This window comes from Herbaspirillum lusitanum P6-12 (genome assembly GCF_000256565.1).
GTDB lineage: Bacteria > Pseudomonadota > Gammaproteobacteria > Burkholderiales > Burkholderiaceae_D > Herbaspirillum > Herbaspirillum lusitanum.
Genome location: NZ_AJHH01000452.1, coordinates 1 through 26,505, shown reverse-complemented (window position 1 = coordinate 26,505; position 26,505 = coordinate 1). Strand labels below are relative to the sequence as shown.

The window sequence follows — 26,505 nt, the reverse complement described above, 5'->3', positions numbered from 1 at the left end:
GCCGCGCCACGCTGGCCGGCATGGCGCTGGCCAACGCATTGGTCGCATTGGGTGGCGCGCTGTTTGCGCAGACCCAGGGCGGCGCCGACATTTCCATGGGCATCGGCACCATCGTGATCGGCCTGGCGGCCGTCATCATCGGCGAGAACATCCTGCCGGCGCGACGCCTGGTGCTGACCACGCTGGCCGTGATCCTCGGCGCGATCCTGTATCGTTTCTTCATCGCGCTGGCGTTGAACAGCGATTTCATCGGCCTGCAAGCGCAAGACCTGAACCTGGTCACCGCCGTGCTGGTCATGCTGGCGCTGGTGCTGCCGATGGGCAAGCGCAAGCTGAAACTGCTGCGCAAGGGAGCCTGACATGTTGAAGGCCAAAGAACTCAAGATCACCTTCAATCCGGGCACTCCGATTGAAAACCCCGCCCTGCGCGGCCTCAACCTGGAAATCCCGACCGGCCAGTTCGTCGCCGTGATCGGTTCCAACGGCGCCGGCAAGTCGACTTTCCTCAATGCGATTTCGGGCGACTTGCTGGTGGATACCGGCAGCGTTGAAATCGACGGCGTCGACGTCACCAGAAAGCAAGCCTGGGATCGCGCCGGCATGGTGGCGCGCGTGTTCCAGGATCCGATGGCCGGCACCTGCGAGGCGCTGACCATCGAAGAAAACATGGCGCTGGCGATGGCGCGCGGCAAGCGCCGCGGCTTCGGTTTCGCCATCAAGCGCAACATGCGCGAGCTGTTCCGCGAAAAACTGTCGATCCTGAACCTCGGTCTGGAAAAACGCCTGACCGACCGCATCGGCCTCTTGTCCGGCGGCCAGCGCCAGGCCGTCAGCCTGTTGATGGCGTCGTTGCAGCCGTCGCGCATCCTGCTGCTGGATGAGCACACCGCCGCGCTCGATCCGAAGACCGCCGCGTTTGTGCTGGAGCTGACCGCCAAGATCGTCACCGAAAGCAAGCTGACCACCATGATGGTGACCCACAGCATGCGCCAGGCGCTCGACTACGGCGACCGCACCGTGATGCTGCACCAGGGGCAGGTGGTGCTGGATGTGTCGGGTGAAGAACGCGCCGGCCTGGACGTGCCGGACTTGCTGAAGATGTTCGAGCGTACGCGCGGTGAAGTCTTGTCCGACGACGCATTGCTGCTCGGCTGAGCTTAGTCTCTGCACAATGGAAAAGGCCGCGATTGCGGCCTTTTCCATTGGCGCTCACATTCTATGCGCCGCCGGCAAAGCCGTTCTGCCGCCACGCCTCATAGACCACCACGGCCACCGTGTTGGACAGGTTGAGGCTGCGGTTGTCGGGCCGCATCGGCAAGCGGATGCGCTGGGTGGCCGGGAAGGATTCGCGCCGCTCCGGGGCCAGGCCGCGGGTTTCGGAGCCGAACACGAACACGTCGCCGGGACGGAAGGCCACGCTCGCAAACGGCGTCGACCCATGCGTGGTGAGCGCAAACATGCGCGCAGAGTCGAAGTCCGGATCGGATTTGCGTTTCTCGATGAAGGCATCCCAGTCCGGATGCACCTGCATGCTGGCGTAGTCGTGGTAATCCAGCCCGGCGCGTCGCATCTTGGCGTCGTCGAGCGGGAAGCCGAGTGGTTCGATCAGATGCAATTGCGCGCCGGTATTGGCGCACAGGCGGATGATGTTGCCGGTGTTGGGCGGGATTTCCGGTTCTACCAGGACGACGTGGAACAAATAACTCTCCTTGATGAGGTGACTACTTCGCCACGGTACGGGCGAACACGATATTGGTCACGCGCCGCGCACCGAAGCGCTTGAGGGTTTCGGCAATTTCATTGAGCGTCTCGCCGGTGGTGATGACGTCGTCGACCACGCCGATGTGCGCGCCGCGCACGTGATTCATGGCGGTGGTAGGCACCACGAAGGCGCGCCGCATGTTGCGTTTGCGCTCGTCGTTGGGCAGCGTCGCCTGCGCCTGGGTGTCGCGCAGGCGCACCAGCAATTGCGGCTCCAGGCGGACATCCAGTGCGTGCGCCAGCGGCCGCGCGATTTCCAGCGACTGGTTGAAGCCGCGCTCCTGCAGGCGTCCCGGGCCTAGCGGCACGGCCGTCATCAAGGTCGGCAGCGGCAGGCCGCGTTCAGTGTAATGACCCAGCGCCTCGCGCAGCATGTCGGCCAGCAGCGGCGCCAGCGGCAGCGTGGCGCCGAATTTCAGCGCCAGCACCAGCTGGTCGGCCGGTGCGGCATAGTCGCCGGCGACCACGGTGGCGTCGAAGGCGGGCTTGTGCCTGAGGCAGTCGCCGCAGCGGATTTCCCTGGCGGTGGTCGGGATCGGTATCGCGCACTGCACGCAGCGCCGCGGCCGGATCGAAAAATAGCGCGTCCGGCACGACTGGCACAGCGCTTCACGGTCGGTCTGCCCGCACAGCACGCAAGACGACGGCAGCAGGCGTCCGAAGGGAAGCAGGCGGCGGGAAATCGTCAGCAGGCGCGAGAGCATGGGTTGTGGATTGCGTGAGTGTGCGTATGTGCGTACGTGCGAGGAACCGGTCCGGATTTGGGGCCGCGTCGCGGCGGCGGCGCACCCGAAAAGAGGAATTGGACTAAACTAGCGCCGATTATCTCATCTTGTCCGTCCGAATTTTTCATGTCTTTGCCACCGCCCAACGCCAGCGCCAAATTGAGCGCGCCCATCGATTTGCCCCTGGTGCGCCGCCTGTTCTCGACACCGGCGCGCGTGGCGGAATCCGATTTCCTGCGCCGCGAGGTATCGGCGCGCATGCTCGAGCGCCTGCTGCTGATCAAGATCGAGCCGCAGCGCGTGCTGGATGCAGGCTGCGGCGAGGGCGCCGACATCGCCGCGCTGCAAAAGCGCTTTTCGGACGCCCAGGTCGTCGGTCTCGACGGCGCCTTCAACATGGTGGCCCTGGCGCGCGAGCACCAGCTTGCCGCGCAGTCCGCCGTCAATCGCCTGCTCAACAAATGGCTGCCCGCGGCCAATCCGGGCGGCGGCGCCAGCCTCGCCTGTGCCGATTTCGCGCAGCTGCCGTTTGCGCCCAACGCGCTCGACATGGTCTGGTCCAACCTGGCGTTGCACTGGCATCCGCAGCCGGACCGGGTCTTCGCCGAATGGCGCCGGGTCTTGCGGGTCGAGGGTTTGCTGATGTTTTCGTGCTTCGGGCCGGATACCTTCAAGGAACTGCGCACCGCCTTCGAGGCCGTCGATGCCGATCCGCACAGCTTGCCCTTCGTGGACATGCACGATTTCGGCGACATGCTGGTCAATGCGGGCTTTTCGACGCCGGTCATGGATATGGAGGCCATTACGGTCACGTATGACTCTCCGCAACGCCTGCTGGCCGATTTGCGCGCCTGGGGCGGCAATCCGCTGGAAAGCCGGCGGCGCGAGCGCCTGCGCGGCTTCACGCTGCAGGCGCTTGACCGGCAGCGCGGCGCCGACGGCAAGATACCGCTGAGCTTCGAGGTGATTTACGGCCATGCCTTCCGGCCCGTGCCCAAGACCACGGCCAGCGGCGAAGCCATCATCCGCTTCGATTTGCCCAGAAAGTAGCCGGGCCGCCGCCGAAGGAGCCGCCGATGAATGCCGTGAAGTCGAACTGCCGAGTCATTGCAGGGCGCGCCGAAGGTGGATTTCGGGACGCGGAATTGATTGTTTCAGGGCCTGAAAAGGCATTGTGTCAAGAGCGAAAAAGCGACTTTATTCCGCTTGATAACATTTACTGTTACCCCTTATACTCCGAGGGTTTTAGCTTGTGCGGACGTGCTCGGCCCAACGGCCTGGAGAATGTCCGATGGTAAAGCGGGAGTGGCTGTTGAAGCGCAACTGTTCGATTGCGCCGCGCCAATTGGGGCAGGTTTTCGCGATCCTCTGCGCGGTTTCACTGACAGCAGCGTTGGTTTTCACTTTGCGTGGAGCCTGGTACATATTGGTTTTTTCCGTACTTGAGTTGTCCGCAGTCGGTTTTGCTTTTCTGATTTATGCACGTCATGCGACTGATCGCGAATATATCGCGCTGGTCGAAGATTGTTTGCTGGTCGAATGCGTACAGGCAGGAAAAACGAGTCGTTACAGGCTCGATCTGCAGCATGTGCATATTGGGCCGGCAGGGTCTCACTCAGCTGGGAAACTGGTGAGGCTGGAGTCCTCTGGAATACGAGTCGATGTAGGTCGGCACCTGACGGAATGGAAGAGACGCGAATTCGCACTGGAGCTGGAACGCGAGTTATCAGCAAGCAGTAACGTCAGGTAGTCGGCACAATTCTTATAATTATTTTGGGCTTTTGAGGAAATCATGATAATTGCGAAGCGCCTTCACTCTTTGCTACTTGGTGCATCGCTCCTGGCGGCTTCCGTGCCGTCATGGGCGTGGGGTGATAAAGTCGTCGACAGCCAGGGTGGTCCGGCCGTGTTGCAGACCAATTTCCAACCGCCGGTCACGCAGATCGCGGAGCAGATCTACGATTTGCATCATCTGATGCTGATTATCTGTCTGGTCATTTTCGTCGCCGTGTTCGGCGTCATGTTTTACTCCATCCTCAAGCACCGCAAGTCCCTTGGCCACAAGTCGGCCAGTTTCCACGAAAGCACCACCGTTGAAATCGCCTGGACCGTGGTTCCGTTCCTGATCGTGATCGGCATGGCGCTGCCCGCCACCAAGACCGTGGTCGCGATGAAAGACACCTCCAACGCCGATTTGACCATCAAGGCCACCGGCATGCAGTGGAAGTGGGGCTACGACTACCTCAAGGGCGAAGGCGAAGGCATTTCCTTCCTGTCCAACCTGGCTACGCCGCGTGAACAGATCACCGACGCTTCGCTGAAGAAAAACGACAACTACCTGATCGAGGTCGACAACCCTGTCGTCGTGCCGGTCAACAAGAAAGTCCGCATCATCACCACCGCCAACGACGTGATCCACTCGTGGACCATTCCGGCCTTCGGCGTGAAGCAGGATGCGATTCCCGGTTTCGTGCGCGACACCTGGTTCAAGGCTGAAAAGATCGGCACCTACCGCGGTCAGTGCGTTGAGTTGTGCGGCAAGGACCACGCCTTCATGCCTATCGTGGTCAACGTCGTCAGCGACGCCGACTACAAAACCTGGGTCGACGGCAAGAAGAAGGAAATGGCCGCCAAGGCCGATGATCCGAGCAAGGTCTGGACCATCGACGAACTCAAGCAACGCGGCGAAAAAGTCTACACCGCCAATTGCGTGGTCTGCCACCAGGCCAACGGCAAGGGCGTGCCGGGCGCATTCCCTGCGCTGGACGGCGACCCGGTCGTGAACGGACCGAAGGCTGCGCAGATCGCGGTCGTGCTGAACGGCAAGAACGCCATGCCGGCATGGAAATCGGTATTGAACGACACCGAAATTGCTGCCGTGATCACCTATACACGCAACAGCTGGTCCAACAAAGCACAAGAAAACATCGTCCAACCGGCCGAGGTCCTGGCTGCGCGCAAGTAACTGAACTAAGTGAGAACCTGCGCGCCGGGAAGGCGCACATGTATCGAATTGGGAGACTGAAATGAGCACAACAGTAGTCGATCACGGCCACGATCATTCGCATGCACATGATCACGGCGCACACAGCCATGATGATCACGATCATCCGCACGGCTGGCGCCGCTGGATCTTTGCAACCAACCACAAGGACATCGGTACGCTGTACCTGTGGTTCTCGTTCACCATGCTGCTGTCCGGCGGCGTGCTGGCACTGCTGATCCGCGCCGAACTGTTCCAGCCCGGCCTGCAATTCTTCCGTCCCGAATTCTTCAACCAGCTGACCACGATGCACGGCCTGGTGATGGTGTTCGGCGCGATCATGCCGGCCTTCGTCGGCTTCGCCAACTGGATGATTCCGCTGCAGATCGGCGCCTCCGACATGGCGTTCGCCCGCATGAACAACTTCTCGTTCTGGCTGTTGCCGCCTGCGGCGCTGCTGCTGGCCAGTTCCTTCCTGGTGCCGGGCGGCGCGACTGCCGCCGGCTGGACCTTGTATGCGCCGCTGTCGACGCAAATGGGCCCGGGCATGGACATGGGCATCTTCGCGATGCACATCATGGGCGCCTCGTCGATCATGGGTTCGATCAACATCATCGTCACCATCCTCAACATGCGCGCTCCCGGCATGACGCTGATGAAGATGCCGATGTTCTGCTGGACCTGGCTGATCACCGCCTACCTGCTGATCGCCGTGATGCCGGTGCTGGCAGGCGCGATCACCATGACGCTGACCGACCGCCACTTCGGCACTTCCTTCTTCAACGCAGCCGGCGGCGGCGATCCGGTGATGTATCAGCACATCTTCTGGTTCTTCGGCCATCCCGAGGTCTACATCATGATTCTGCCGGCCTTCGGCATCGTGTCGCAGATCATCCCGGCCTTCGCCCGCAAGCAATTGTTCGGTTATGCATCGATGGTCTACGCGACCGCATCGATCGCGATCCTGTCGTTCATCGTCTGGGCCCACCACATGTTCACCACCGGCATGCAATGGAAGTGGGGCTACGACTACCTCAAGGGCGAAGGCGAAGGCATTTCCTTCCTGTCCAACCTGGCCACGCCGCGTGAACAGATCACCGATGCTTCGCTGAAGAAAAACGACAATTACCTGCTCGAAGTCGACAACCCCGTCGTCGTGCCGGTCAACAAGAAAGTCCGCATCATCACCACCGCCAACGACGTGATCCACTCGTGGACCATTCCGGCGTTCGGCGTGAAGCAGGATGCGATCCCCGGTTTCGTGCGCGACACCTGGTTCAAGGCTGAAAAGATCGGCACCTACCGCGGTCAATGCGTTGAACTGTGCGGCAAGGATCACGCCTTCATGCCCATCGTGGTCAACGTGGTCAGCGAAGACGATTACAAGCAGTGGGTCGATGGCAAGAAAAAGGAAATGGCCGCCAAGGCTGATGATCCCAACAAGACCTGGACCGTGGACGAGTTGAAGCAACGCGGCGAGAAGGTCTATGCGGCCAATTGCGTGACCTGCCACCAGGCCAACGGCAAGGGTGTGCCGGGGGCATTCCCGGCGCTGGACGGCAGCCCCGTGGTCAACGGTCCCAAGGATGGCCAGATCCACCTTGTGCTCAACGGCAAGAACGCCATGCCGCCCTGGAAGGGTGTGTTGAACGACACCGAGATCGCCGCCGTGATCACCTACACGCGCAACAGCTGGTCCAACAAGGCCCAGGAAAACATCGTGCAGCCCGCCGAAGTGCTGGCCGCCCGCAAGTAATCGTTTGGAGAACCGGACATGACTACCACTGTCGATCACGCCCCCGATCATTCGCACGATCACGGGCATGGGCATGCACATGACGACCACGCGCACGATCATCCGCATGGCTGGCGCCGCTGGCTCTTCGCCACCAACCACAAGGACATCGGCACGCTCTACCTGTGGTTCTCGTTCACCATGCTGCTCTCGGGTGGCGTGCTGGCGCTGTTGATCCGGGCCGAGCTGTTCCAGCCGGGCCTGCAGTTCTTCCGCCCCGAATTCTTCAACCAGTTGACCACCATGCACGGCCTGGTGATGGTGTTCGGCGCGATCATGCCGGCCTTCGTGGGCTTCGCCAACTGGATGATCCCGCTGCAGATCGGCGCCTCCGACATGGCCTTTGCGCGCATGAACAACTTCTCGTTCTGGCTGCTGCCACCGGCCGCGTTGCTGCTGGCCGGCTCCTTCCTGGTGCCGGGCGGCGCCACAGCCGCCGGCTGGACGCTGTATGCACCGCTGTCCACCCAGATGGGACCGGGCATGGACATGGGCATCTTCGCCATGCACATCATGGGCGCGTCGTCCATCATGGGCTCGATCAACATCATCGTCACCATCTTGAACATGCGCGCCCCTGGCATGACGCTGATGAAGATGCCCATGTTCTGCTGGACCTGGCTCATCACCGCCTATCTGCTCATCGCCGTGATGCCGGTGCTGGCCGGCGCCATCACCATGACGCTGACCGACCGCCACTTCGGCACCTCCTTCTTCAACGCTGCCGGCGGCGGGGACCCGGTGATGTACCAGCACATCTTCTGGTTCTTCGGCCACCCCGAGGTCTACATCATGATCCTGCCGGCCTTCGGCATCGTCTCGCAGATCATCCCGGCCTTCGCGCGCAAGCCGCTGTTCGGCTATGCCTCGATGGTGTACGCCACCGCCTCGATTGCGATCCTGTCCTTCATCGTCTGGGCGCACCACATGTTCACCACCGGCATGCCGGTGACCGCGCAGCTGTTCTTCATGTACGCCACCATGTTGATTGCGGTGCCGACCGGCGTGAAGATCTTCAACTGGATCGCCACCATGTGGCGCGGCTCCATGACCTTCGAGACGCCGATGCTGTTCTCGGTGGGCTTCATCTTCGTCTTCACCATGGGCGGCTTTACCGGCCTGATCCTGGCCGTCACCCCCATCGACATCCAGATGCAGGATACCTACTACGTGGTGGCCCACTTCCACTACGTGCTGGTGGCCGGCTCCCTGTTTGCGCTCTTCGCCGGTTACTACTACTGGGGTCCGAAGTGGACAGGCTTCATGTACAACGAATGGCGCGGCAAGTTCCACTTCTGGGCTTCGCTGATCACCTTCAACGTGACCTTCTTCCCGATGCACTTCCTGGGTCTGGCCGGCATGCCGCGTCGCTACGCCGACTATCCGGCACAGTTCACCGACTTCAACATGGTGGCCTCGATCGGCGCGCTCGGTTTCGGCTTGTCGCAAGTGTACTTCCTGTTCTTCGTGGTGATCCCGTCGATCAAGGGCGGCGTCAAAGCCGAAGCCAAGCCATGGGAAGGCGCCGAAGGGTTGGAGTGGACCGTGCCGAGCCCGGCGCCGTTCCATACATTCGAAACGCCACCGACAGTTAAGTAAAAAAGGAGCGGCGGGCTGGTCCCGCCCACTTTGTATGACAGATCGTAAAAAGCCGAATAATCTGCGCACGGGTTTGTTGCTGGCGCTGGTGGCGTTTGTGTTCTTTGCCGGCATCTTCATCAACCGCATCTGGTTCCGCTGATGAGCGATTCCGACAAGAACGACGCCTCGCCGGAGCGCAGCCTGAACCGCCGGATGCTCGGCAAGCTGCTGGTGATTGCGGTGTTGATGTTCGGTTTCGGCTATGCGCTGATCCCGGTGTATAAAAAGATTTGCGAAGTGACCGGCGTCAATTTCCTGACGCCCAAGGATGTGACGGTCGAAGCGCCGAGCAACAGCCAGATCGACAAGAGCCGCACCGTGACGATCGAGTTCGACGGCAATTCGCAGGGACCGTGGCGTTTCCGTCCGACCGTGGCCAGCATGAAGGTCCATCCGGGCGAGATGACACAGGTGGTGTACGAGGTGGTCAATACCCAGGCGCGCAGCGTCGACGCCCAGGCCATCCCGAGTTACGCGCCGCAACAGTCGGCAGCCTTCTTCAAGAAGGTGGAATGTTTCTGTTTCACGCAGCAGACGCTGGGTCCGAACCAGGCCAAGCAAATGCCGGTGGTGTTCTACATCGATCCGGCGCTGCCCAAGGATGTAACGACGATCACGCTGTCTTATACGTTCTTCGAGATCGGTGGGCAGGCCAAAAAGGCCAGCTGAATCAAGGCCGAAAAGGTTGATAACGTAAGCTGAAGTCGTAGGCAACAGGAAGGAAGCAGCACATGAGCGACTTGAAGGATGCATCACAGCGCAAGGCGTCATTTGCGGCAACGATGAAGGCGGTGTTCTGGTCGTTCTTCGGTGTGCGCAAGCGCAGCGATTACGAAAGTGACGCAGCCAAGCTGAACCCGCTGCACGTCATCATCGCCGGCGTCATCGGCGCGGCGATTTTTGTGACGGTATTGGTATTGATCGTGAAAATGGTAGTGGGCTCGGCGGTTTCTTCGTGAAGCAGCCGCAGTCGGGCAGCAAGTCATGGCAGCTCATAACGGATGTGGCAGTGCAGGTCAGAAGCAGTCATTTATAAAAGATCCGAATTTTGTATTGGGAGATGGAGATGAGTTCTCAACACGCTAAAGCGCCGTACTATTTTGTACCTGGTCCCTCGCAGTGGCCGGTGCTGGCGGGTATTGCAATGCTGGCCACCATGGCCGGCGCATCGGCATGGGTCAACAGCTATTCCTGGGGCATGCCGCTCAACCTGATCGGCATTGTCGCCGTGCTGGTGGTGCTGTACAAATGGTTCGGCCAGGCCATCGGCGAGTCCGAATCCGGTCAGTACAGCGCGCGCATCGATGCCTCGTTCCGCTGGAGCATGGGCTGGTTCATCTTCTCCGAAGTGATGTTCTTCGCGGCGTTCTTCGGTGCGTTGTTCTATGCCCGCAGCATCACCATGCCGTGGCTGGCCGATCTGGATCACAAGGTGATCTGGCCCGACTTCGCTGCGCACTGGGGCAACATCGGTCCGGCCCGCACGATCGAATCGTTCCAGACCATGGGCCCGTTCCCGATCCCGACCATCAACACCGCATTGTTGCTGACTTCCGGCGTGACGCTGACGATTTCGCACCATGCGCTGCGCGCCGGCCATCGTGCGCAAACCGCGATCTGGCTGTTCGCCACCGTGCTGCTGGGTGCGATTTTCATGGGCTTCCAGGCTTACGAATACATGCATGCCTACAGCGAGCTGAACCTCAAGCTCACCTCCGGCATCTACGGTTCGACCTTCTTCATGCTGACCGGCTTCCATGGCTTCCACGTGACCATGGGCGCGATCATGTTGTCGGTGGTGCTGTACCGCGTGCTGCGCGGCCACTTCACGCCGGAACACCACTTCGCCTTCGAAGGCGCCGCCTGGTACTGGCACTTTGTGGACGTGGTCTGGCTGGGTCTGTACGTCGTCGTCTACTGGCTGTAACGACTACCCGCTCGGCCAACAAAAAATGGGGTTTCGAAGGCGCCGCCTGGTACTGGCACTTTGTGGACGTGGTCTGGCTGGGTCTGTACGTCGTCGTCTACTGGCTGTAACGACTACCCGCTCGGCCAACAATTTTTTTACGGGCCAAACATTCGTCGAAAAATCAGGAAAGCGCGCGCGGCATCGTGTAAGCTGTGGCGGCTCGGGCAGTAGTGGCAGTATTGGTGGCAGCGGCGACAGCAGTCAGCGAATGCCGGTCGGCTGTATCCAGCCCAGGCGATAAGCGATCAGCAGCAGGATGAACAGCAGCACCGAAAATCCCACGCGCATCGTCAGCGCGTACACCGTGCGATTGCTCTTGCCCTTGTCGCGCATCATGAACAGCAGGGCCGATGCAAGGCTGCCGATGATGAGCACGAAAGCGATGGCGACGATGATTTTCATGGCGGTTGCAGGAGAGTAAAGAGGAAGGCGCCGCAGCGTGCGGAGCGGGTTGAATAAAGAGACATTGTAATGCCAATCAGATTCCGTATTCGATGGATTCCGCTGTTGGCCACCCTGATCGTGGCGGCCATCGGCGTGTCGCTGGGCCAGTGGCAGACCAGGCGCGGCGACGAGAAGCAGGCGATCCAGGCGAAGATGGCGGCGCGCCAGTCGGCCCCGGCCATGACGCTGGAAAACGCCGCCGGGATCGACGTCGCCGAGGCCGAATTCCGCCACGTCAAACTGCGCGGCCGCTTCGTGCCCGCGTGGGTAACTTACCTGGAAAATCGCCCCTACAATGGCGTGCCCGGATTCTATGTGCTGATGCCGTTTAAAATAGCCGGCTCCGCAGAGTCGGCAATCCTGATCGAACGCGGCTGGGCGGGACGGTGCCGACACCGGCGGATGAAGTTGAAATTGAAGGCGTGATCCGCAGCGACGCCGGCCACTTGCTGCAGCTCGGCGCGGCCGAGGCGCCGCGTCCCGGTGCGATCATGCAGAACCTCGACATCGCCGCCTACGCGCGCGCCAGCCAATTGCCGCTGGCGCCGTTCGTGGTGGAACAGTCGGGCGAGATCAAGGATGGCTTGGTGCGCGATTGGCCGGCGCCGTCGCTGGGAATAGACCGTCATCGCGGCTACGCCGTGCAATGGTATGCACTGGCCTTGATGGCCGTGATTTTTTTCGTTGTCACAGGATTCCGAAGTGGAAAAAAACAAAGAGCAGAGTAAGGATCTATCGCGGGATCAACCGCAGGATCAACAACGCAAGAGCGGCCGCTGGAAGCTGCTGCTGGTGGTGGCGGTGTGCGCCGCGCCGATGATCGCATCGTATTTGACCTATTACGTAATCAAGCCGGAGAGCCGCACCAATTACGGCACGCTGCTCGACCCGCGCGAATATCCGATCCCGCCGCTGGGCAGCACCGCACTCGACGGCAAGCCGGCCAGGCTGGAAGACTACAAGGGCAAGTGGGTCCTGTTGCAGGTGTCAGGCGGCGAATGCGACAACGCCTGCAAGACCCGCTTGTTTGCCATGCGCCAGCTGCGCCTGATGCAGGGCAAGGAAATGGAGCGCATCGAGCGAATACGACGGCACCGACATGCTGCGCGTGGATCCGAAACTGCTCAAGGCCTGGCTGCCGACCGACGCCGGCACCAGCGTGGAAGACCATCTCTACATGATCGACCCGCGCGGCAATCTGATGATGCGCTTCCCCAAGGACGCCGACCCCAACAAGGTCAAGAAGGACATCAGCAAACTGCTGCGCGCATCGAGCATAGGATAAGGTTGCCATGCTGATTCAACTTGCCGTCATGGGCCTGCTGGTCGCGCTGATTCCGCTGACGCTGACCTGGGTGTCCAACGATGCCGACAAATACCGCAAGCTGGTCTGGATCACGCTGTTCCTGACCTTCGACCTGATCATGTTCGGCGCCTTCACGCGGCTGACCGATTCCGGCCTGGGCTGTCCCGACTGGCCGGGTTGCTATGGCCATTCCAATCCGCTGCTGGCGCATGAACATATCAGCGCCGCACAGGAAGCCATGCCGACCGGGCCGGTGACGGTTGCCAAGGCCTGGATAGAAATGATCCATCGCTACCTGGCGATGGCGGTCGGCGTGCTGATCATCACGCTGATGGTGATTGCATGGCGGCGCTGGATCAAGTCGGGGCGGACCGAGCTCAAGTTCCGGCCTTGGTTTCCGACGCTGCTGTTCCTGTTCGTCTGCCTGCAGGGCGCGTTCGGCGCCTGGACCGTGACGATGAAGCTGCAGCCAGTGATCGTCACGATACATTTGCTGCTCGGCCTGACGCTGCTGGCCATGCTGACCTGGCTGGGCGCGCGCCAGAATGTGCATGCGCCGGTGTCGTCGCCCGGCCGTCCCCACCGACGCCCAGCCGCTCGACACCATGCTCATGCGCGAATACGACGGCACCGACATGCTGCGCGTGGATCCGAAACTGCTCAAGGCCTGGCTGCCGACCGACGCCGGCACCAGCGTGGAAGACCATCTCTACATGATCGACCCGCGCGGCAATCTGATGATGCGCTTCCCCAAGGACGCCGACCCCAACAAGGTCAAGAAGGACATCAGCAAACTGCTGCGCGCATCGAGCATAGGATAAGGTTGCCATGCTGATTCAACTTGCCGTCATGGGCCTGCTGGTCGCGCTGATTCCGCTGACGCTGACCTGGGTGTCCAACGATGCCGACAAATACCGCAAGCTGGTCTGGATCACGCTGTTCCTGACCTTCGACCTGATCATGTTCGGCGCCTTCACGCGGCTGACCGATTCCGGCCTGGGCTGTCCCGACTGGCCGGGTTGCTATGGCCATTCCAATCCGCTGCTGGCGCATGAACATATCAGCGCCGCACAGGAAGCCATGCCGACCGGGCCGGTGACGGTTGCCAAGGCCTGGATAGAAATGATCCATCGCTACCTGGCGATGGCGGTCGGCGTGCTGATCATCACGCTGATGGTGATTGCATGGCGGCGCTGGATCAAGTCGGGGCGGACCGAGCTCAAGTTCCGGCCTTGGTTTCCGACGCTGCTGTTCCTGTTCGTCTGCCTGCAGGGCGCGTTCGGCGCCTGGACCGTGACGATGAAGCTGCAGCCAGTGATCGTCACGATACATTTGCTGCTCGGCCTGACGCTGCTGGCCATGCTGACCTGGCTGGGCGCGCGCCAGAATGTGCATGCGCCGGTGTCGTCGCCCGGCCGCGTTGCCGGCGCTGCTCGGCCTGTTGCTGCTGACGGTGCAGGTTGCGCTGGGCGGCTGGGTCAGCACCAACTATGCGGCGCTGGCGTGCAACGATTTCCCGCTGTGCCACGGCGCGCTGATTCCGCAGATGGATTTCGACAACGGCTTCACGCTGTGGCGCCACCTGGGCAAGACTGCCGACGGCGAATACTTGCCGTTTCCGGCGCTGACCGCGATCCATTGGGTGCATCGCACGTTCGCCTTCGTGGTGGTCGCCTACATCGCCTGGCTGGCGCACAAGGCACTCAGCGACGGCGGCTTGCGCAAGACCGGACGCGGGCTGCTGATCGTGATCGCGTTGCAGCTGGTCACTGGATTGGCGACGATTTACCTGAACTGGCCACTGGCCATTGCCGTCGTGCACAACGGCGGTGCGGCGCTGCTGCTGCTTTTGCTGGTCATGTTAAACTACAAGACCAGACATGCCCCCGCCGTCGAGGCCGTACGCGTCGTTCCCGCACCGTTTTGAAGACATGACCACATTGACCGCACAACCCAATCGCATCGCCCAGTACTGGGCCTTGACCAAGCCGCGCGTGACGCAGCTGGCGGTATTCTGCGCCGTCATCGGCATGTTCCTGGCGACGCCGGAATTGCCCGACTGGCGCAAGGTCGTGTTCGCCACCATCGGTATCTGGCTGTTGGCCGGCGCCGCTTTCGCCATCAATTGCCTGGTGGAACGCGAGATCGATTCGCGCATGGCGCGCACCGCACGCCGTCCGATGGCGCGCGGCGAAATCACCGTGGCGCAGACGCTGGTGTTTTCCGGCGTGATCGGCGGCATGGGCATGTGGGTCCTGTACAGCCTGGTCAATCCGCTCACCATGTGGCTGACGCTGGCGACCTTTGTCGGCTACGCCATCATCTACACCATCATCCTCAAGCCGTCGACGCCGCAGAACATCGTCATCGGCGGCCTGTCGGGCGCCATGCCGCCGGCGCTGGGCTGGGCCGCGATTGCCAACGACGTGCCGATGCAGGCATGGATCCTGGTGCTGATCATCTTCATCTGGACGCCGCCGCACTTCTGGGCGCTGGCGATGTACCGCCGCGACGACTACGCCAAATCCGGCCTGCCGATGCTGCCCATCACGCACGGCATGAAGCTGACGCAATTCCATATCCTGCTCTATACCATCGCGCTGATCGCCACCACCATGCTGCCGTTCGCGGTCGGCATGAGCGGCTTGATCTACCTGGGTACGGCGATTGTGCTGGGATTGATTTTCTTCCATTACGCCTGGCAGATCTACCGCCACTACACCGATCTGATTGCGCGCAAGGCTTTCACATTCTCGATCATCTACCTGTCGATCCTGTTCGCCGCGCTGCTGGTCGACCATTACCTGCTGTTCAGGACTTTCTGATGAAACGTTTGCTGTCTTTCCTGCCGGCCGCGCTGCTGGCCCTCGGCATGCTGTCGCTGGCTGGCTGCCAGCAAAGCGCTGCCGAAAAATTCGTCAACACCGACGTCACCGGCCTGGAATACGCCAAGGACTTCGCGCTCACCGACCACAACGGCAAGCCGCGTACGCTGGCCGATTTCAAGGGCAAGGCGGTGGTGATGTTCTTCGGCTATACGCAATGCCCGGACGTCTGCCCGACCACCATGGCCGAGATGGCGAACGTGATGAAGGAACTCGGCCCGCAAGCCGACAAGGTGCAGGTGCTGTTCGTGACCGTCGATCCGGCGCGCGATACGCCGCAGATCCTGTCGCAGTATGTGCCGGCCTTCGACAAGCGCTTCCTCGGCCTGTACGGCGACGAGGCCGCCACCGCCAAGGTGGCCAAGGAATTCAAGGTGTTCTACCAGAAGGTGCCGGGCAAGACGGCGGGCAGCTACACGATGGACCACACCGCCGGCAGCTACGTGTTCGATCCGCAGGGACATATCCGCCTGTTCGTGCGGCACGGCCAGGGTGCCGAGCCCATCGTGCATGACCTGAAATTGCTGCTGTCCTGAACGGACTCTGCGGACAAAAGAAAAGGCGCTCAATCGAGCGCCTTTTTCATTGCTGCGGGTTTGCCTGGTGATCAGTATCAGGCAAAAGCCTGCAGCGAACCCTTCATCTTCTTCAACGCCACCGCTTCGATCTGACGGATACGCTCGGCGGACACGCCGAATTCGTCAGCCAGTTCGTGCAACGTCGCACCGCTACCGTCGTCATTGGCCAGCCAGCGGGCTTCCACGATGCGGCGCGAACGGTCGTCGAGCTTGCTCAGCGCGGCTTCCAGGCCTTCCGATTGCAGCCGGTCGTATTGCTTGGCTTCCATCACGCGGGTCGGTTCGTTGTTGTCCGAAGACAGGTAAGCGATCGGAGCGAACTTGTCGTCGTCATCGTCGGTCGGCGCTTCCAGCGCAACATCGCGACCGGACAAGCGGGTTTCCATTTCAATGACTTCTTCGCGCTTGACATCCAGCGTCTTGGCCAATGCGTCGACTTGCGCCGGCGTCATGGCGTCGAGGCCCGTCTTGTGGCTGCGCAGGTTGAAGAACAGCTTGCGTTGGGCCTTGGTCGTCGCGACCTTGACCAGACGCCAGTTCTTCAGGATGTACTCGTGCATTTCGGCCTTGATCCAGTGCATCGCGTAGGAAACGAGACGAACGTTTTGATCGGGGTCGAAGCGCTTGACCGCCTTCATCAGGCCGATATTGCCTTCCTGGATCAGGTCGGCGTGCGGCAGGCCGTAGCCGAGATAGCCACGGGCGATCGACACCACCAGACGCAGATGGGAAAGCACCAGCTTTTGAGCGGCGCCAAGGTCATTCTTTTCGCGCAGGGCGCGGGCCAGCGACACTTCTTCAGCTTGCGTCAGCATCGGCAGGCGATTGACGGCCGAAATGTAGGCGTCAATGTTGCCCAGGCTGCCGGAGAAGCCGAGCGCAAGCGCATTGGTCTCGACGGGCATGAGTGCAGTAGCTGATTTCATTGATTCTCCTTGGTTCCTGTGAGGAAGCGATGCGTAAATTTGGCAGTTGCCTTAAAGCCGCACTATTTCTATCAACTATTTTAGCACTCCTCAATTGAGAGTGCTAATAACGAATCTGGAAGAAAGAAATAGCTAATTTCTATGGCCGTTTTTTTGCCAATTGGCATTTCATCGCAAGAATTAGAGGAAATCTGGGGGCCAAAGTTGCTTGTTTCAAGCATAAAGCTGTAACAAATTTTGCAGGGCAACATTGAAAAATGGCAACAATTCCATCAAAGGAGCTGTTGCCATTTCAAGAGGAGATTGGGTGGGGCTCAGGCCAGCCGCGACAAGTGCCGTTTGACTGACAGCATGGCGCCGATCAGGCCGAGCAGGGCGCTGACGCCGAGCAGGAAACCGATGGCCGAGAGGCTGGGTGGCGCCAGGCGGAATTCGGAGGCGTACAGACGGGCGAAGTCGGTGATCGCCAGGTTCAGCGGCTGCAGCGCTAGCACCACCAGGCCCAGCGCCACTCCGCCCGCGCACACGCCGAGCAGGGCGCCGGTGTAATAAAACGGCCGGTGGATGAAGGCGTTGGTGGCGCCGAGCAGGCGCGAGACTTCGATTTCCTCGTATTGCGTCATGACCTGCAGGCGAATGGTGTTGAACACCACGGCCACCACCACCGCACCCAGCGTGATGCCCAGGAACAGCAGCACCAGCCGCAAGATGCGCAGCAGCGCAGCCAGCCGCTTGACCCAGGCCGAATCGATCTGCACCGTGTCGACGCCTGGCATGGCCTTGAGCTTTTGCGCGATGTCGTCGACACGGGTGGCGTCCATGGCGTCCTGGAAGCCGGACATCTTAAGCACATAGCTGTCAGGCAAGGGATTGGCGCCCAGCGTCGCCCGGGTTTGCCTGGTGATCAGTATCAGGCAAAAGCCTGCAGCGAACCCTTCATCTTCTTCAACGCCACCGCTTCGATCTGACGGATACGCTCGGCGGACACGCCGAATTCGTCAGCCAGTTCGTGCAACGTCGCACCGCTACCGTCGTCATTGGCCAGCCAGCGGGCTTCCACGATGCGGCGCGAACGGTCGTCGAGCTTGCTCAGCGCGGCTTCCAGGCCTTCCGATTGCAGCCGGTCGTATTGCTTGGCTTCCATCACGCGGGTCGGTTCGTTGTTGTCCGAAGACAGGTAAGCGATCGGAGCGAACTTGTCGTCGTCATCGTCGGTCGGCGCTTCCAGCGCAACATCGCGACCGGACAAGCGGGTTTCCATTTCAATGACTTCTTCGCGCTTGACATCCAGCGTCTTGGCCAATGCGTCGACTTGCGCCGGCGTCATGGCGTCGAGGCCCGTCTTGTGGCTGCGCAGGTTGAAGAACAGCTTGCGTTGGGCCTTGGTCGTCGCGACCTTGACCAGACGCCAGTTCTTCAGGATGTACTCGTGCATTTCGGCCTTGATCCAGTGCATCGCGTAGGAAACGAGACGAACGTTTTGATCGGGGTCGAAGCGCTTGACCGCCTTCATCAGGCCGATATTGCCTTCCTGGATCAGGTCGGCGTGCGGCAGGCCGTAGCCGAGATAGCCACGGGCGATCGACACCACCAGACGCAGATGGGAAAGCACCAGCTTTTGAGCGGCGCCAAGGTCATTCTTTTCGCGCAGGGCGCGGGCCAGCGACACTTCTTCAGCTTGCGTCAGCATCGGCAGGCGATTGACGGCCGAAATGTAGGCGTCAATGTTGCCCAGGCTGCCGGAGAAGCCGAGCGCAAGCGCATTGGTCTCGACGGGCATGAGTGCAGTAGCTGATTTCATTGATTCTCCTTGGTTCCTGTGAGGAAGCGATGCGTAAATTTGGCAGTTGCCTTAAAGCCGCACTATTTCTATCAACTATTTTAGCACTCCTCAATTGAGAGTGCTAATAACGAATCTGGAAGAAAGAAATAGCTAATTTCTATGGCCGTTTTTTTGCCAATTGGCATTTCATCGCAAGAATTAGAGGAAATCTGGGGGCCAAAGTTGCTTGTTTCAAGCATAAAGCTGTAACAAATTTTGCAGGGCAACATTGAAAAATGGCAACAATTCCATCAAAGGAGCTGTTGCCATTTCAAGAGGAGATTGGGTGGGGCTCAGGCCAGCCGCGACAAGTGCCGTTTGACTGACAGCATGGCGCCGATCAGGCCGAGCAGGGCGCTGACGCCGAGCAGGAAACCGATGGCCGAGAGGCTGGGTGGCGCCAGGCGGAATTCGGAGGCGTACAGACGGGCGAAGTCGGTGATCGCCAGGTTCAGCGGCTGCAGCGCTAGCACCACCAGGCCCAGCGCCACTCCGCCCGCGCACACGCCGAGCAGGGCGCCGGTGTAATAAAACGGCCGGTGGATGAAGGCGTTGGTGGCGCCGAGCAGGCGCGAGACTTCGATTTCCTCGTATTGCGTCATGACCTGCAGGCGAATGGTGTTGAACACCACGGCCACCACCACCGCACCCAGCGTGATGCCCAGGAACAGCAGCACCAGCCGCAAGATGCGCAGCAGCGCAGCCAGCCGCTTGACCCAGGCCGAATCGATCTGCACCGTGTCGACGCCTGGCATGGCCTTGAGCTTTTGCGCGATGTCGTCGACACGGGTGGCGTCCATGGCGTCCTGGAAGCCGGACATCTTAAGCACATAGCTGTCAGGCAAGGGATTGGCGCCCAGCGCTTGTGCCAGCCGTCGACGATGCGGCCGCGGTCGAGATAAATGATGCGATCCGCGCCGGTCAGGTATTGCTCGTCATGGGTCGAGATCAGGCAGGTCACGCCGACGCCGTGGAAGGACTTGAGCGCAGCCAGCACCTTGTTGGCGTTGTCGCGGTCGAGGTTGGCGGTCGGCTCGTCGGCCAGGATGATCTGCGGGCGGTTGACGATGGCGCGCGCGATCGGGTTTGCCTGGTGATCAGTATCAGGCAAAAGCCTGCAGCGAACCCTTCATCTTCTTCAACGCCACCGCTTCGATCTGACGGATACGCTCGGCGGACACGCCGAATTCGTCAGCCAGTTCGTGCAACGTCGCACCGCTACCGTCGTCATTGGCCAGCCAGCGGGCTTCCACGATGCGGCGCGAACGGTCGTCGAGCTTGCTCAGCGCGGCTTCCAGGCCTTCCGATTGCAGCCGGTCGTATTGCTTGGCTTCCATCACGCGGGTCGGTTCGTTGTTGTCCGAAGACAGGTAAGCGATCGGAGCGAACTTGTCGTCGTCATCGTCGGTCGGCGCTTCCAGCGCAACATCGCGACCGGACAAGCGGGTTTCCATTTCAATGACTTCTTCGCGCTTGACATCCAGCGTCTTGGCCAATGCGTCGACTTGCGCCGGCGTCATGGCGTCGAGGCCCGTCTTGTGGCTGCGCAGGTTGAAGAACAGCTTGCGTTGGGCCTTGGTCGTCGCGACCTTGACCAGACGCCAGTTCTTCAGGATGTACTCGTGCATTTCGGCCTTGATCCAGTGCATCGCGTAGGAAACGAGACGAACGTTTTGATCGGGGTCGAAGCGCTTGACCGCCTTCATCAGGCCGATATTGCCTTCCTGGATCAGGTCGGCGTGCGGCAGGCCGTAGCCGAGATAGCCACGGGCGATCGACACCACCAGACGCAGATGGGAAAGCACCAGCTTTTGAGCGGCGCCAAGGTCATTCTTTTCGCGCAGGGCGCGGGCCAGCGACACTTCTTCAGCTTGCGTCAGCATCGGCAGGCGATTGACGGCCGAAATGTAGGCGTCAATGTTGCCCAGGCTGCCGGAGAAGCCGAGCGCAAGCGCATTGGTCTCGACGGGCATGAGTGCAGTAGCTGATTTCATTGATTCTCCTTGGTTCCTGTGAGGAAGCGATGCGTAAATTTGGCAGTTGCCTTAAAGCCGCACTATTTCTATCAACTATTTTAGCACTCCTCAATTGAGAGTGCTAATAACGAATCTGGAAGAAAGAAATAGCTAATTTCTATGGCCGTTTTTTTGCCAATTGGCATTTCATCGCAAGAATTAGAGGAAATCTGGGGGCCAAAGTTGCTTGTTTCAAGCATAAAGCTGTAACAAATTTTGCAGGGCAACATTGAAAAATGGCAACAATTCCATCAAAGGAGCTGTTGCCATTTCAAGAGGAGATTGGGTGGGGCTCAGGCCAGCCGCGACAAGTGCCGTTTGACTGACAGCATGGCGCCGATCAGGCCGAGCAGGGCGCTGACGCCGAGCAGGAAACCGATGGCCGAGAGGCTGGGTGGCGCCAGGCGGAATTCGGAGGCGTACAGACGGGCGAAGTCGGTGATCGCCAGGTTCAGCGGCTGCAGCGCTAGCACCACCAGGCCCAGCGCCACTCCGCCCGCGCACACGCCGAGCAGGGCGCCGGTGTAATAAAACGGCCGGTGGATGAAGGCGTTGGTGGCGCCGAGCAGGCGCGAGACTTCGATTTCCTCGTATTGCGTCATGACCTGCAGGCGAATGGTGTTGAACACCACGGCCACCACCACCGCACCCAGCGTGATGCCCAGGAACAGCAGCACCAGCCGCAAGATGCGCAGCAGCGCAGCCAGCCGCTTGACCCAGGCCGAATCGATCTGCACCGTGTCGACGCCTGGCATGGCCTTGAGCTTTTGCGCGATGTCGTCGACACGGGTGGCGTCCATGGCGTCCTGGAAGCCGGACATCTTAAGCACATAGCTGTCAGGCAAGGGATTGGCGCCCAGCGTCGCCAGCACGTCATTGAGGCCGGTCTTGCTCTTGAGCGTGTCAAAGGCCTTTTCGCGCGGGGTGAAATTGACGCGTGCGGCGCTGCCATTGTCGGCCAGCACGGCACGGATGTTGCCGGCCAGCGCGATGGCCTTCTCGCGCGAGACGTCCATTTTCAGGAAGATGCTGATCTCGGGCTCGACCGCGAGTTGTTCCGAGACCGGACGCACGTTTTCAAGCACGGTCAGGCCGGCGAACGGCAGCGCCAGCGCGATCGACACCACCAGCACGTTGAGGATGAAGTTGCCGGGCGAACGCAGCAGATGGTGGAAGGCGTCGGCGAAGGCGAAGAAATGTTGGCGCAGCCAGTTCATTGCGAAATCTCCACCGGATTGCTGACGCCGTTGTGCCAGCCGTCGACGATGCGGCCGCGGTCGAGATAAATGATGCGATCCGCGCCGGTCAGGTATTGCTCGTCATGGGTCGAGATCAGGCAGGTCACGCCGACGCCGTGGAAGGACTTGAGCGCAGCCAGCACCTTGTTGGCGTTGTCGCGGTCGAGGTTGGCGGTCGGCTCGTCGGCCAGGATGATCTGCGGGCGGTTGACGATGGCGCGCGCGATCGCCACGCGCTGCTGTTCGCCGCCGGACAGTTCCTGCGGGCCGGAAGTCGCCTTGTCGAGCAGGTCGACCTTGTCCAGCGCAGCGCGGGCGCGCTTTTCAGCGTCCGAACGCGACGCGCCGGTAACGATCAGCGGCAGCATCACGTTGGCCAGGATGTTGCGATCCTGCAGCAGGCGTTGTTGCTGGAAAATCAGGCCGAGGTTGCGGCGCAGGTAAGGCATGCCCGAGGGCTTGATGGTGTTGATGCTCTGGCCGTTGACGCTGAGCGTGCCGGCGCTGGGGCGCTCCATGGCCGCGATCATCTTGAGCAGGGTCGACTTGCCGGCGCCGGACGGGCCGGCCAGGAACAGCAGCTCGCCCTTCTGAACCGAAAGCGTGATGTCGCGCAACGCAAAGACGTCGCGTGAATATTGTTTGGAGACCTTGGCGAATTCGATCATCGTCGGTGGTGGATTTGTTTTTCCTGGGCGTGGTTCAATTTTGCTTAGCTTAGCAAGGCGTCTACGAATTCTTCAGCGTCGAATGCCTGCAGGTCGTCGATCGACTCGCCCACCCCGATGAAATACAGCGGCACCGGGCGCGTTCTGGCGATGGCCGCCAGGATGCCGCCCTTGGCGGTGCCGTCCAGCTTGGTCACGACCAGGCCGGTGAGGCCGAGCGCGTCGTCGAATGCCTTGACCTGCGCCAGCGCATTCTGGCCGGTATTGCCGTCGATGACCAGCAGTACTTCATGCGGCGCCGTATCCATGGCCTTGCCGATGACGCGCTTGATCTTCTTGAGCTCGTCCATCAGGTGCAACTGGGTCGGCAGGCGGCCGGCGGTGTCGACCATGACGACGTTGGTGCCGCGCGCCGTAGCCGAATGCACGGCGTCGTAGGCCACCGCCGCCGGATCACCCGACTCCTGCGAAATCACGGTGATATTGTTGCGCTCGCCCCAGATCGTCAACTGCTCGCGCGCGGCGGCGCGGAAGGTGTCGCCCGCAGCCAGCAGCACTGATTGATCGTGCGCCTGCAGATGCTTGGCCAGCTTGCCGATGGTAGTGGTTTTGCCGGCGCCGTTGACGCCCGCGATCATCATCACCAGCGGTTGATGGCGACCCAGCACCAGCGGCTTCTGCAATGGGCGCAGCATCTCGATGAGCAGCGCGCGCAAAGCCTGGCGCACCTGATCGGCTTCGGTCAGGCGTTCAGCCTTGACCTTCTTCTTCAGTTCGTCCAGCAGCCACTGGGTGGCCTCGACGCCGGCGTCGGAGACCAGCAGGGCCGATTCCAGTTCTTCATACAGCTCGTCGCCGATCTTGGCGCCGACGAACAGCGTGGTCAGGTTGCTGGACGTTTTGGACAGGCCGCTCTTGAGGCGGGCCAGCCAGGAACGCTTGGCCTCGGCCGATGGTGGTGCGGCTTCGACGATCTCTTCGGGCGTAGGCGGAACCGTTGCAGCCGGCGCCGGGATGGATGCGGCCGGAGGCGCTGCTTCTTTGGCAACGGCGGGTTCGGGCTGGGTTTTTTTCTTGAAGAAACTAAACATCGGATGCTGGGCTGGCTCTGTCGAAAGTGGCTGCGGTGTCTGATGGAGGGCGTTTCCGGCCGTTTTCCAGGCGGGAAATCGCAATGAACAAGGTACAATTGGCCAGCCTCATGCCCGGATACTGCCGTCCGGGCGGTCCTTGGCCAGCCCCCGCATTCTATCAGAGCACAGCGCATGAATTTGAAGATCAGAGCAATCCTGTCGACCGGTTTGGTGTTTGCGTCCCTGGCGGGCTACGGCCTGGCGGTCCGGGCCCAGTCTTCCGGCCCGGCGACGGCTCAGGCGTCTACGCCGGCAGCCGCGCAGGCTACTGAATTCACGCTTAAAAACGGCATGAAAATCATCGTCAAGGAAGACCATCGCGCGCCTACCGCGGTCCAGATGGTCTGGTACAAGGTCGGCTCGATCGACGAGACCAACGGCACCACCGGCATCGCCCACGCGCTGGAACACATGATGTTCAAGGGCACCAGAAAGCACAAGGTCGGCGAATTCAGCCGCCTGGTCGCCGAACTCGGCGGTCGCGAGAACGCCTTCACCAACCGCGACTACACCGCCTACTTCCAGCAGGTCGAGCACGGTCGCCTGGAAGCGGTGATGGCGCTGGAAGCCGACCGGATGCGCAACCTGCAGTTCGACCAGAACGAGTTCGCCAAGGAAATCCGCGTCGTCATGGAAGAGCGCCGCTGGCGCACCGACGACCAGCCGCAAGGCCTGATGAACGAAGCGCTGCACGCCGCCGCCTTCGTGGCCCATCCCTATCATCATCCGGTGGTCGGCTGGATGGACGACCTGCAGCACATGACCATCCGCGACATCGAAGACTGGTATCGCCGCTGGTACGCGCCCAACAACGCCACGCTGGTGGTCAGCGGCGACGTCAGCGCGTCAAAGGTGGCGGCGCTGGCGGAGAAATACTTCGGGCCGATTCCGTCCAGAATCATCGTGCGCGGCAAGCCGCAGAACGAACCCGAACAGAACGGCCTTCGCCGCGTAACCGTCAAGGCGCCGGCGGAGAATCCCTACGTCATCCTGGCGTTCAAGGTGCCCACGCTGCGCGAAGTCGAGAAAGACCAGGACGTCTATGCGCTCGACGTGCTGTCGGCGGTGCTCGACGGCTACGACAACGCGCGCCTGAACGACAAGCTGGTGCGCACCGACAAGGTCGCCAACAGTGTCGGCGCGGGCTACGACGACATCACGCGCGGCCCGACCCTGTTCACGCTGGAAGGCAGTCCGGCCACCGGCACCACCACCGCGCAACTGGAAACCCTGCTGCGCGCCGAAGTTGAACGCATCGCTCGCGACGGCGTGTCGGAGCCGGAATTGCAGCGTGTCAAAACGCAATTGATTGCATCGCAGGTCTATAAGCGCGACTCCATTTTCGGCCAGGCCATGGAAATCGGCGTGATGGAAATGTCCGGCCTGTCGCACAAGAACATCGACCGCATCGTCGAGCGCCTCAAATCGGTCACGCCGCAGCAGGTGCAGGCAGTGGCGCAGAAGTATTTCAGCGACGACAAGCTGACCGTGGCGACGCTGGAACCCTTGCCTCTGTCCGGCAAGAAGACGGGTCCGCCGCCAGGTCCGCTGCGCTGAGCGCAGTTTGGCCGGGGCAAGCTGCAATACACGAACACCCTGATCTGCCGATTGATCTTCAGTTGCACTCTTACGGAGGAATAGCATGCCAGTGATCGTCGTTGCGAACCCCAAAGGCGGCGTAGGTAAAAGCACTCTCTCGACCAACCTCGCCGGCTACTTCGCCAGCCGCGGTCACGGCGTGCTGCTGGGCGATACCGATCGCCAACAGTCGGCGCGTGCGTGGCTCAACATCCGGCCGCCGGCAGCGCCGCCGATCGCCACCTGGGAGATCAGCGAAGACTACATCGCCAAGCCGCCCAAAGGCACCACGCACGTCGTGCTGGACACGCCCGCAGGCTTGCATGGTTGGCGCCTGAACGACGTCCTCAAAATGGCGGACAAGGTGATCGTGCCTTTGCAGCCGTCGATTTTCGACATCCTGGCGACACAGGATTTCCTGCGTCGGCTGGCGGACGAAAAAGCCGTGCGCCAGGGCGACATCGACGTCGGCATCGTCGGCATGCGCGTCGACGCACGCACGCGTTCGGCCGATCAGCTGCATCGCTTCATCGAAGGCCTCAACCTGCCGGTGCTGAGTTATCTGCGCGACACGCAGAACTACGTGCAACTGGCGGCGCACGGCCTGACCCTGTGGGACATCGCGCCGTCGCGCCTGCAGCGCGATATCGAGCAATGGCAGCCGATCATTGAATGGGTGGATGGCAAGACCGGCGCCGCTGCTGTTGCGGCAGCGGCCGCTCCGGCCGGGCAGGATGGATGAGCAAGAGTGCAGGTCGTTTCCGTTTATTTTGAAGTAGATTGGTCCGGTATCAAGATGAAAAAATACTTGTTGTTTTGCGCTGTTGTTCTCGGCGGCTTTGCAGTGCAGGCGCAAGCGGCCCTGCAGATCCAGTCGTGGTCGCTGCCCAACGGCGCGCGCGTGCTGTTCGTGGAAAACCACGCGATTCCAATGCTCGATCTGAGCGTGGAATTCGACGCCGGTGCGCGCCGCGATCCCGACGGCAAATCCGGACTGGCTTCGCTGACCAACGCTCAGCTCACCCGTGGCGTCCCCAG

General features: G+C 61.1%; 24 protein-coding genes and 10 pseudogenes. 22 read left to right on the top strand and 12 right to left on the bottom strand.

Features of this window, described 5'->3' with window-relative positions:
* Both HLUSI_RS0114875 and HLUSI_RS0114870 read left to right on the top strand, forming a co-directional pair.
* A pseudogene (locus tag HLUSI_RS0114875) lies at window positions 1–359 on the top strand (ABC transporter permease); the annotation flags it as partial.
* 1 nt (window position 360) lies between these two features.
* Window positions 361–1,155, top strand: coding sequence for an ABC transporter ATP-binding protein (locus HLUSI_RS0114870; protein ID WP_016834741.1), 795 nt, complete (start codon window positions 361–363; stop codon window positions 1,153–1,155).
* A gap of 61 nt (window positions 1,156–1,216) precedes the next feature.
* On the opposite strand, the gene trmL is transcribed toward HLUSI_RS0114870, so the two are convergent.
* Window positions 1,217–1,699, bottom strand: coding sequence for a tRNA (uridine(34)/cytosine(34)/5-carboxymethylaminomethyluridine(34)-2'-O)-methyltransferase TrmL (gene trmL, locus HLUSI_RS0114865; RefSeq protein WP_016834740.1), 483 nt, complete (start codon window positions 1,697–1,699; stop codon window positions 1,217–1,219).
* A 22-nt stretch (window positions 1,700–1,721) separates the two neighbouring features.
* A complete protein-coding gene (locus HLUSI_RS0114860; RefSeq protein WP_016834739.1) occupies window positions 1,722–2,465 on the bottom strand; it encodes a double zinc ribbon domain-containing protein in 744 nt (247 codons plus the stop codon).
* A gap of 147 nt (window positions 2,466–2,612) precedes the next feature.
* Here HLUSI_RS0114860 and HLUSI_RS0114855 point away from each other — a divergent pair, with 147 nt between their 5' ends.
* From HLUSI_RS0114855 to HLUSI_RS34965, 10 genes are all read left to right on the top strand, one after another.
* Window positions 2,613–3,536, top strand: coding sequence for a methyltransferase domain-containing protein (locus tag HLUSI_RS0114855; RefSeq protein ID WP_016834738.1), 924 nt, complete (start codon window positions 2,613–2,615; stop codon window positions 3,534–3,536).
* Between the two features lie 262 nt (window positions 3,537–3,798).
* A complete protein-coding gene (locus tag HLUSI_RS0114850) occupies window positions 3,799–4,236 on the top strand; it encodes a DUF2244 domain-containing protein (protein ID WP_321161098.1) in 438 nt (145 codons plus the stop codon).
* A 42-nt stretch (window positions 4,237–4,278) separates the two neighbouring features.
* Entirely contained in the window at window positions 4,279–5,451 is a 1,173-nt protein-coding gene (gene coxB, locus HLUSI_RS0114845; RefSeq protein ID WP_029363550.1) for a cytochrome c oxidase subunit II, read from the top strand.
* Window positions 5,452–5,512: 61 nt separating this feature from the next.
* The gene (locus tag HLUSI_RS31685) at window positions 5,513–7,225 is read left to right on the top strand and encodes a cbb3-type cytochrome c oxidase subunit I (protein ID WP_016834735.1); all 1,713 of its coding nucleotides are present in this window, start codon (window positions 5,513–5,515) and stop codon (window positions 7,223–7,225) included.
* Between the two features lie 18 nt (window positions 7,226–7,243).
* Window positions 7,244–8,863: a cytochrome c oxidase subunit I gene (gene ctaD, locus HLUSI_RS0114835; protein ID WP_016834734.1), complete on the top strand. Its 1,620-nt coding sequence runs from the start codon at window positions 7,244–7,246 to the stop codon at window positions 8,861–8,863.
* 34 nt (window positions 8,864–8,897) lie between these two features.
* On the top strand, window positions 8,898–9,005 hold the full coding sequence (locus tag HLUSI_RS34175) for a cytochrome oxidase small assembly protein (protein WP_016834733.1): 108 nt from the start codon (window positions 8,898–8,900) through the stop codon (window positions 9,003–9,005).
* The gene (locus tag HLUSI_RS0114825; RefSeq protein WP_016834732.1) at window positions 9,005–9,574 is read left to right on the top strand and encodes a cytochrome c oxidase assembly protein; all 570 of its coding nucleotides are present in this window, start codon (window positions 9,005–9,007) and stop codon (window positions 9,572–9,574) included. The genes HLUSI_RS34175 and HLUSI_RS0114825 overlap by 1 nt, the downstream gene beginning before the upstream one ends.
* 62 nt (window positions 9,575–9,636) lie before the next feature.
* Window positions 9,637–9,864 (top strand): DUF2970 domain-containing protein, encoded by a 228-nt coding sequence (locus tag HLUSI_RS0114820; protein ID WP_016834731.1) that lies wholly within the window; start codon window positions 9,637–9,639, stop codon window positions 9,862–9,864.
* A 107-nt stretch (window positions 9,865–9,971) separates the two neighbouring features.
* Complete coding sequence (locus HLUSI_RS0114815; RefSeq protein WP_029363549.1) at window positions 9,972–10,832, top strand: cytochrome c oxidase subunit 3; 861 nt, start codon at window positions 9,972–9,974, stop codon at window positions 10,830–10,832.
* Window positions 10,769–10,942: a cytochrome c oxidase subunit 3 gene (locus HLUSI_RS34965; protein WP_083830961.1), complete on the top strand. Its 174-nt coding sequence runs from the start codon at window positions 10,769–10,771 to the stop codon at window positions 10,940–10,942. Before HLUSI_RS0114815 ends, HLUSI_RS34965 begins: the two co-directional genes overlap by 64 nt.
* A gap of 133 nt (window positions 10,943–11,075) precedes the next feature.
* Here HLUSI_RS34965 and HLUSI_RS0114810 read toward each other — a convergent pair whose 3' ends face one another.
* The gene (locus HLUSI_RS0114810) at window positions 11,076–11,276 is read right to left on the bottom strand and encodes a twin transmembrane helix small protein (protein ID WP_016834729.1); all 201 of its coding nucleotides are present in this window, start codon (window positions 11,274–11,276) and stop codon (window positions 11,076–11,078) included.
* Window positions 11,277–11,345: 69 nt separating this feature from the next.
* On the opposite strand from HLUSI_RS0114810, the pseudogene HLUSI_RS28795 reads away from it, so the two are divergent.
* The 7 genes and pseudogenes from HLUSI_RS28795 to HLUSI_RS0114775 all read left to right on the top strand — a co-directional run bounded on the left by HLUSI_RS28795 (window position 11,346) and on the right by HLUSI_RS0114775 (window position 16,045).
* Window positions 11,346–12,046: pseudogene (locus HLUSI_RS28795) on the top strand (SURF1 family protein).
* Window positions 12,047–12,134: 88 nt separating this feature from the next.
* Window positions 12,135–12,603: pseudogene (locus HLUSI_RS28790) on the top strand (SCO family protein).
* A gap of 7 nt (window positions 12,604–12,610) precedes the next feature.
* A pseudogene (locus HLUSI_RS28785) lies at window positions 12,611–13,219 on the top strand (COX15/CtaA family protein); the annotation flags it as partial.
* A pseudogene (locus HLUSI_RS34170) lies at window positions 13,206–13,445 on the top strand (cytochrome C oxidase subunit I); the annotation flags it as partial. The pseudogenes HLUSI_RS28785 and HLUSI_RS34170, both read left to right, overlap by 14 nt.
* Window positions 13,446–13,452: 7 nt before the next feature.
* Window positions 13,453–14,551, top strand: a pseudogene (locus HLUSI_RS28780) (COX15/CtaA family protein).
* A 4-nt stretch (window positions 14,552–14,555) separates the two neighbouring features.
* A complete protein-coding gene (gene cyoE, locus HLUSI_RS0114780) occupies window positions 14,556–15,449 on the top strand; it encodes a heme o synthase (protein WP_016834724.1) in 894 nt (297 codons plus the stop codon).
* Window positions 15,449–16,045: an SCO family protein gene (locus HLUSI_RS0114775; RefSeq protein ID WP_016834723.1), complete on the top strand. Its 597-nt coding sequence runs from the start codon at window positions 15,449–15,451 to the stop codon at window positions 16,043–16,045. The genes cyoE and HLUSI_RS0114775 overlap by 1 nt, the downstream gene beginning before the upstream one ends.
* Before the next feature lie 77 nt (window positions 16,046–16,122).
* Here HLUSI_RS0114775 and rpoH (HLUSI_RS0114770) read toward each other — a convergent pair whose 3' ends face one another.
* The 9 genes and pseudogenes from rpoH (HLUSI_RS0114770) to ftsY form a co-directional block, all read right to left on the bottom strand.
* Window positions 16,123–17,013, bottom strand: a complete 891-nt coding sequence (rpoH, locus tag HLUSI_RS0114770) for an RNA polymerase sigma factor RpoH (protein WP_029363548.1) — start codon at window positions 17,011–17,013, stop codon at window positions 16,123–16,125.
* Between the two features lie 314 nt (window positions 17,014–17,327).
* A pseudogene (locus HLUSI_RS28775) lies at window positions 17,328–17,897 on the bottom strand (cell division protein FtsX); the annotation flags it as partial.
* Window positions 17,898–17,923: 26 nt separating this feature from the next.
* On the bottom strand, window positions 17,924–18,814 hold the full coding sequence (rpoH, locus tag HLUSI_RS0114760; protein WP_029363548.1) for an RNA polymerase sigma factor RpoH: 891 nt from the start codon (window positions 18,812–18,814) through the stop codon (window positions 17,924–17,926).
* Window positions 18,815–19,128: 314 nt separating this feature from the next.
* Window positions 19,129–19,695 (bottom strand): annotated as a pseudogene (locus HLUSI_RS28770) (cell division protein FtsX); the annotation flags it as partial.
* Between the two features lie 5 nt (window positions 19,696–19,700).
* A pseudogene (locus HLUSI_RS34165) lies at window positions 19,701–19,922 on the bottom strand (cell division ATP-binding protein FtsE); the annotation flags it as partial.
* 16 nt (window positions 19,923–19,938) lie between these two features.
* Window positions 19,939–20,829, bottom strand: coding sequence for an RNA polymerase sigma factor RpoH (rpoH, locus tag HLUSI_RS0114745; protein WP_029363548.1), 891 nt, complete (start codon window positions 20,827–20,829; stop codon window positions 19,939–19,941).
* 314 nt (window positions 20,830–21,143) lie between these two features.
* Window positions 21,144–22,067 carry a permease-like cell division protein FtsX gene (gene ftsX / locus HLUSI_RS0114740; protein WP_016834719.1) on the bottom strand — a complete coding sequence of 308 codons (924 nt, stop codon included), beginning with the start codon at window positions 22,065–22,067 and terminating at the stop codon, window positions 21,144–21,146.
* A complete protein-coding gene (locus HLUSI_RS0114735) occupies window positions 22,064–22,756 on the bottom strand; it encodes a cell division ATP-binding protein FtsE (RefSeq protein WP_016834718.1) in 693 nt (230 codons plus the stop codon). The genes ftsX and HLUSI_RS0114735 overlap by 4 nt, the downstream gene beginning before the upstream one ends.
* Window positions 22,757–22,800: 44 nt before the next feature.
* Window positions 22,801–23,847: a signal recognition particle-docking protein FtsY gene (ftsY, locus tag HLUSI_RS0114730; RefSeq protein ID WP_016834717.1), complete on the bottom strand. Its 1,047-nt coding sequence runs from the start codon at window positions 23,845–23,847 to the stop codon at window positions 22,801–22,803.
* A gap of 174 nt (window positions 23,848–24,021) precedes the next feature.
* Between ftsY and HLUSI_RS0114725 the strand changes: the two genes are divergently transcribed.
* The 3 genes and pseudogenes from HLUSI_RS0114725 to HLUSI_RS28765 all read left to right on the top strand — a co-directional run.
* Window positions 24,022–25,446 carry a M16 family metallopeptidase gene (locus HLUSI_RS0114725; protein ID WP_016834716.1) on the top strand — a complete coding sequence of 475 codons (1,425 nt, stop codon included), beginning with the start codon at window positions 24,022–24,024 and terminating at the stop codon, window positions 25,444–25,446.
* Between the two features lie 85 nt (window positions 25,447–25,531).
* Window positions 25,532–26,209 (top strand): ParA family protein, encoded by a 678-nt coding sequence (locus tag HLUSI_RS0114720; RefSeq protein WP_016834715.1) that lies wholly within the window; start codon window positions 25,532–25,534, stop codon window positions 26,207–26,209.
* Between the two features lie 54 nt (window positions 26,210–26,263).
* Window positions 26,264–26,505: pseudogene (locus HLUSI_RS28765) on the top strand (insulinase family protein); the annotation flags it as partial.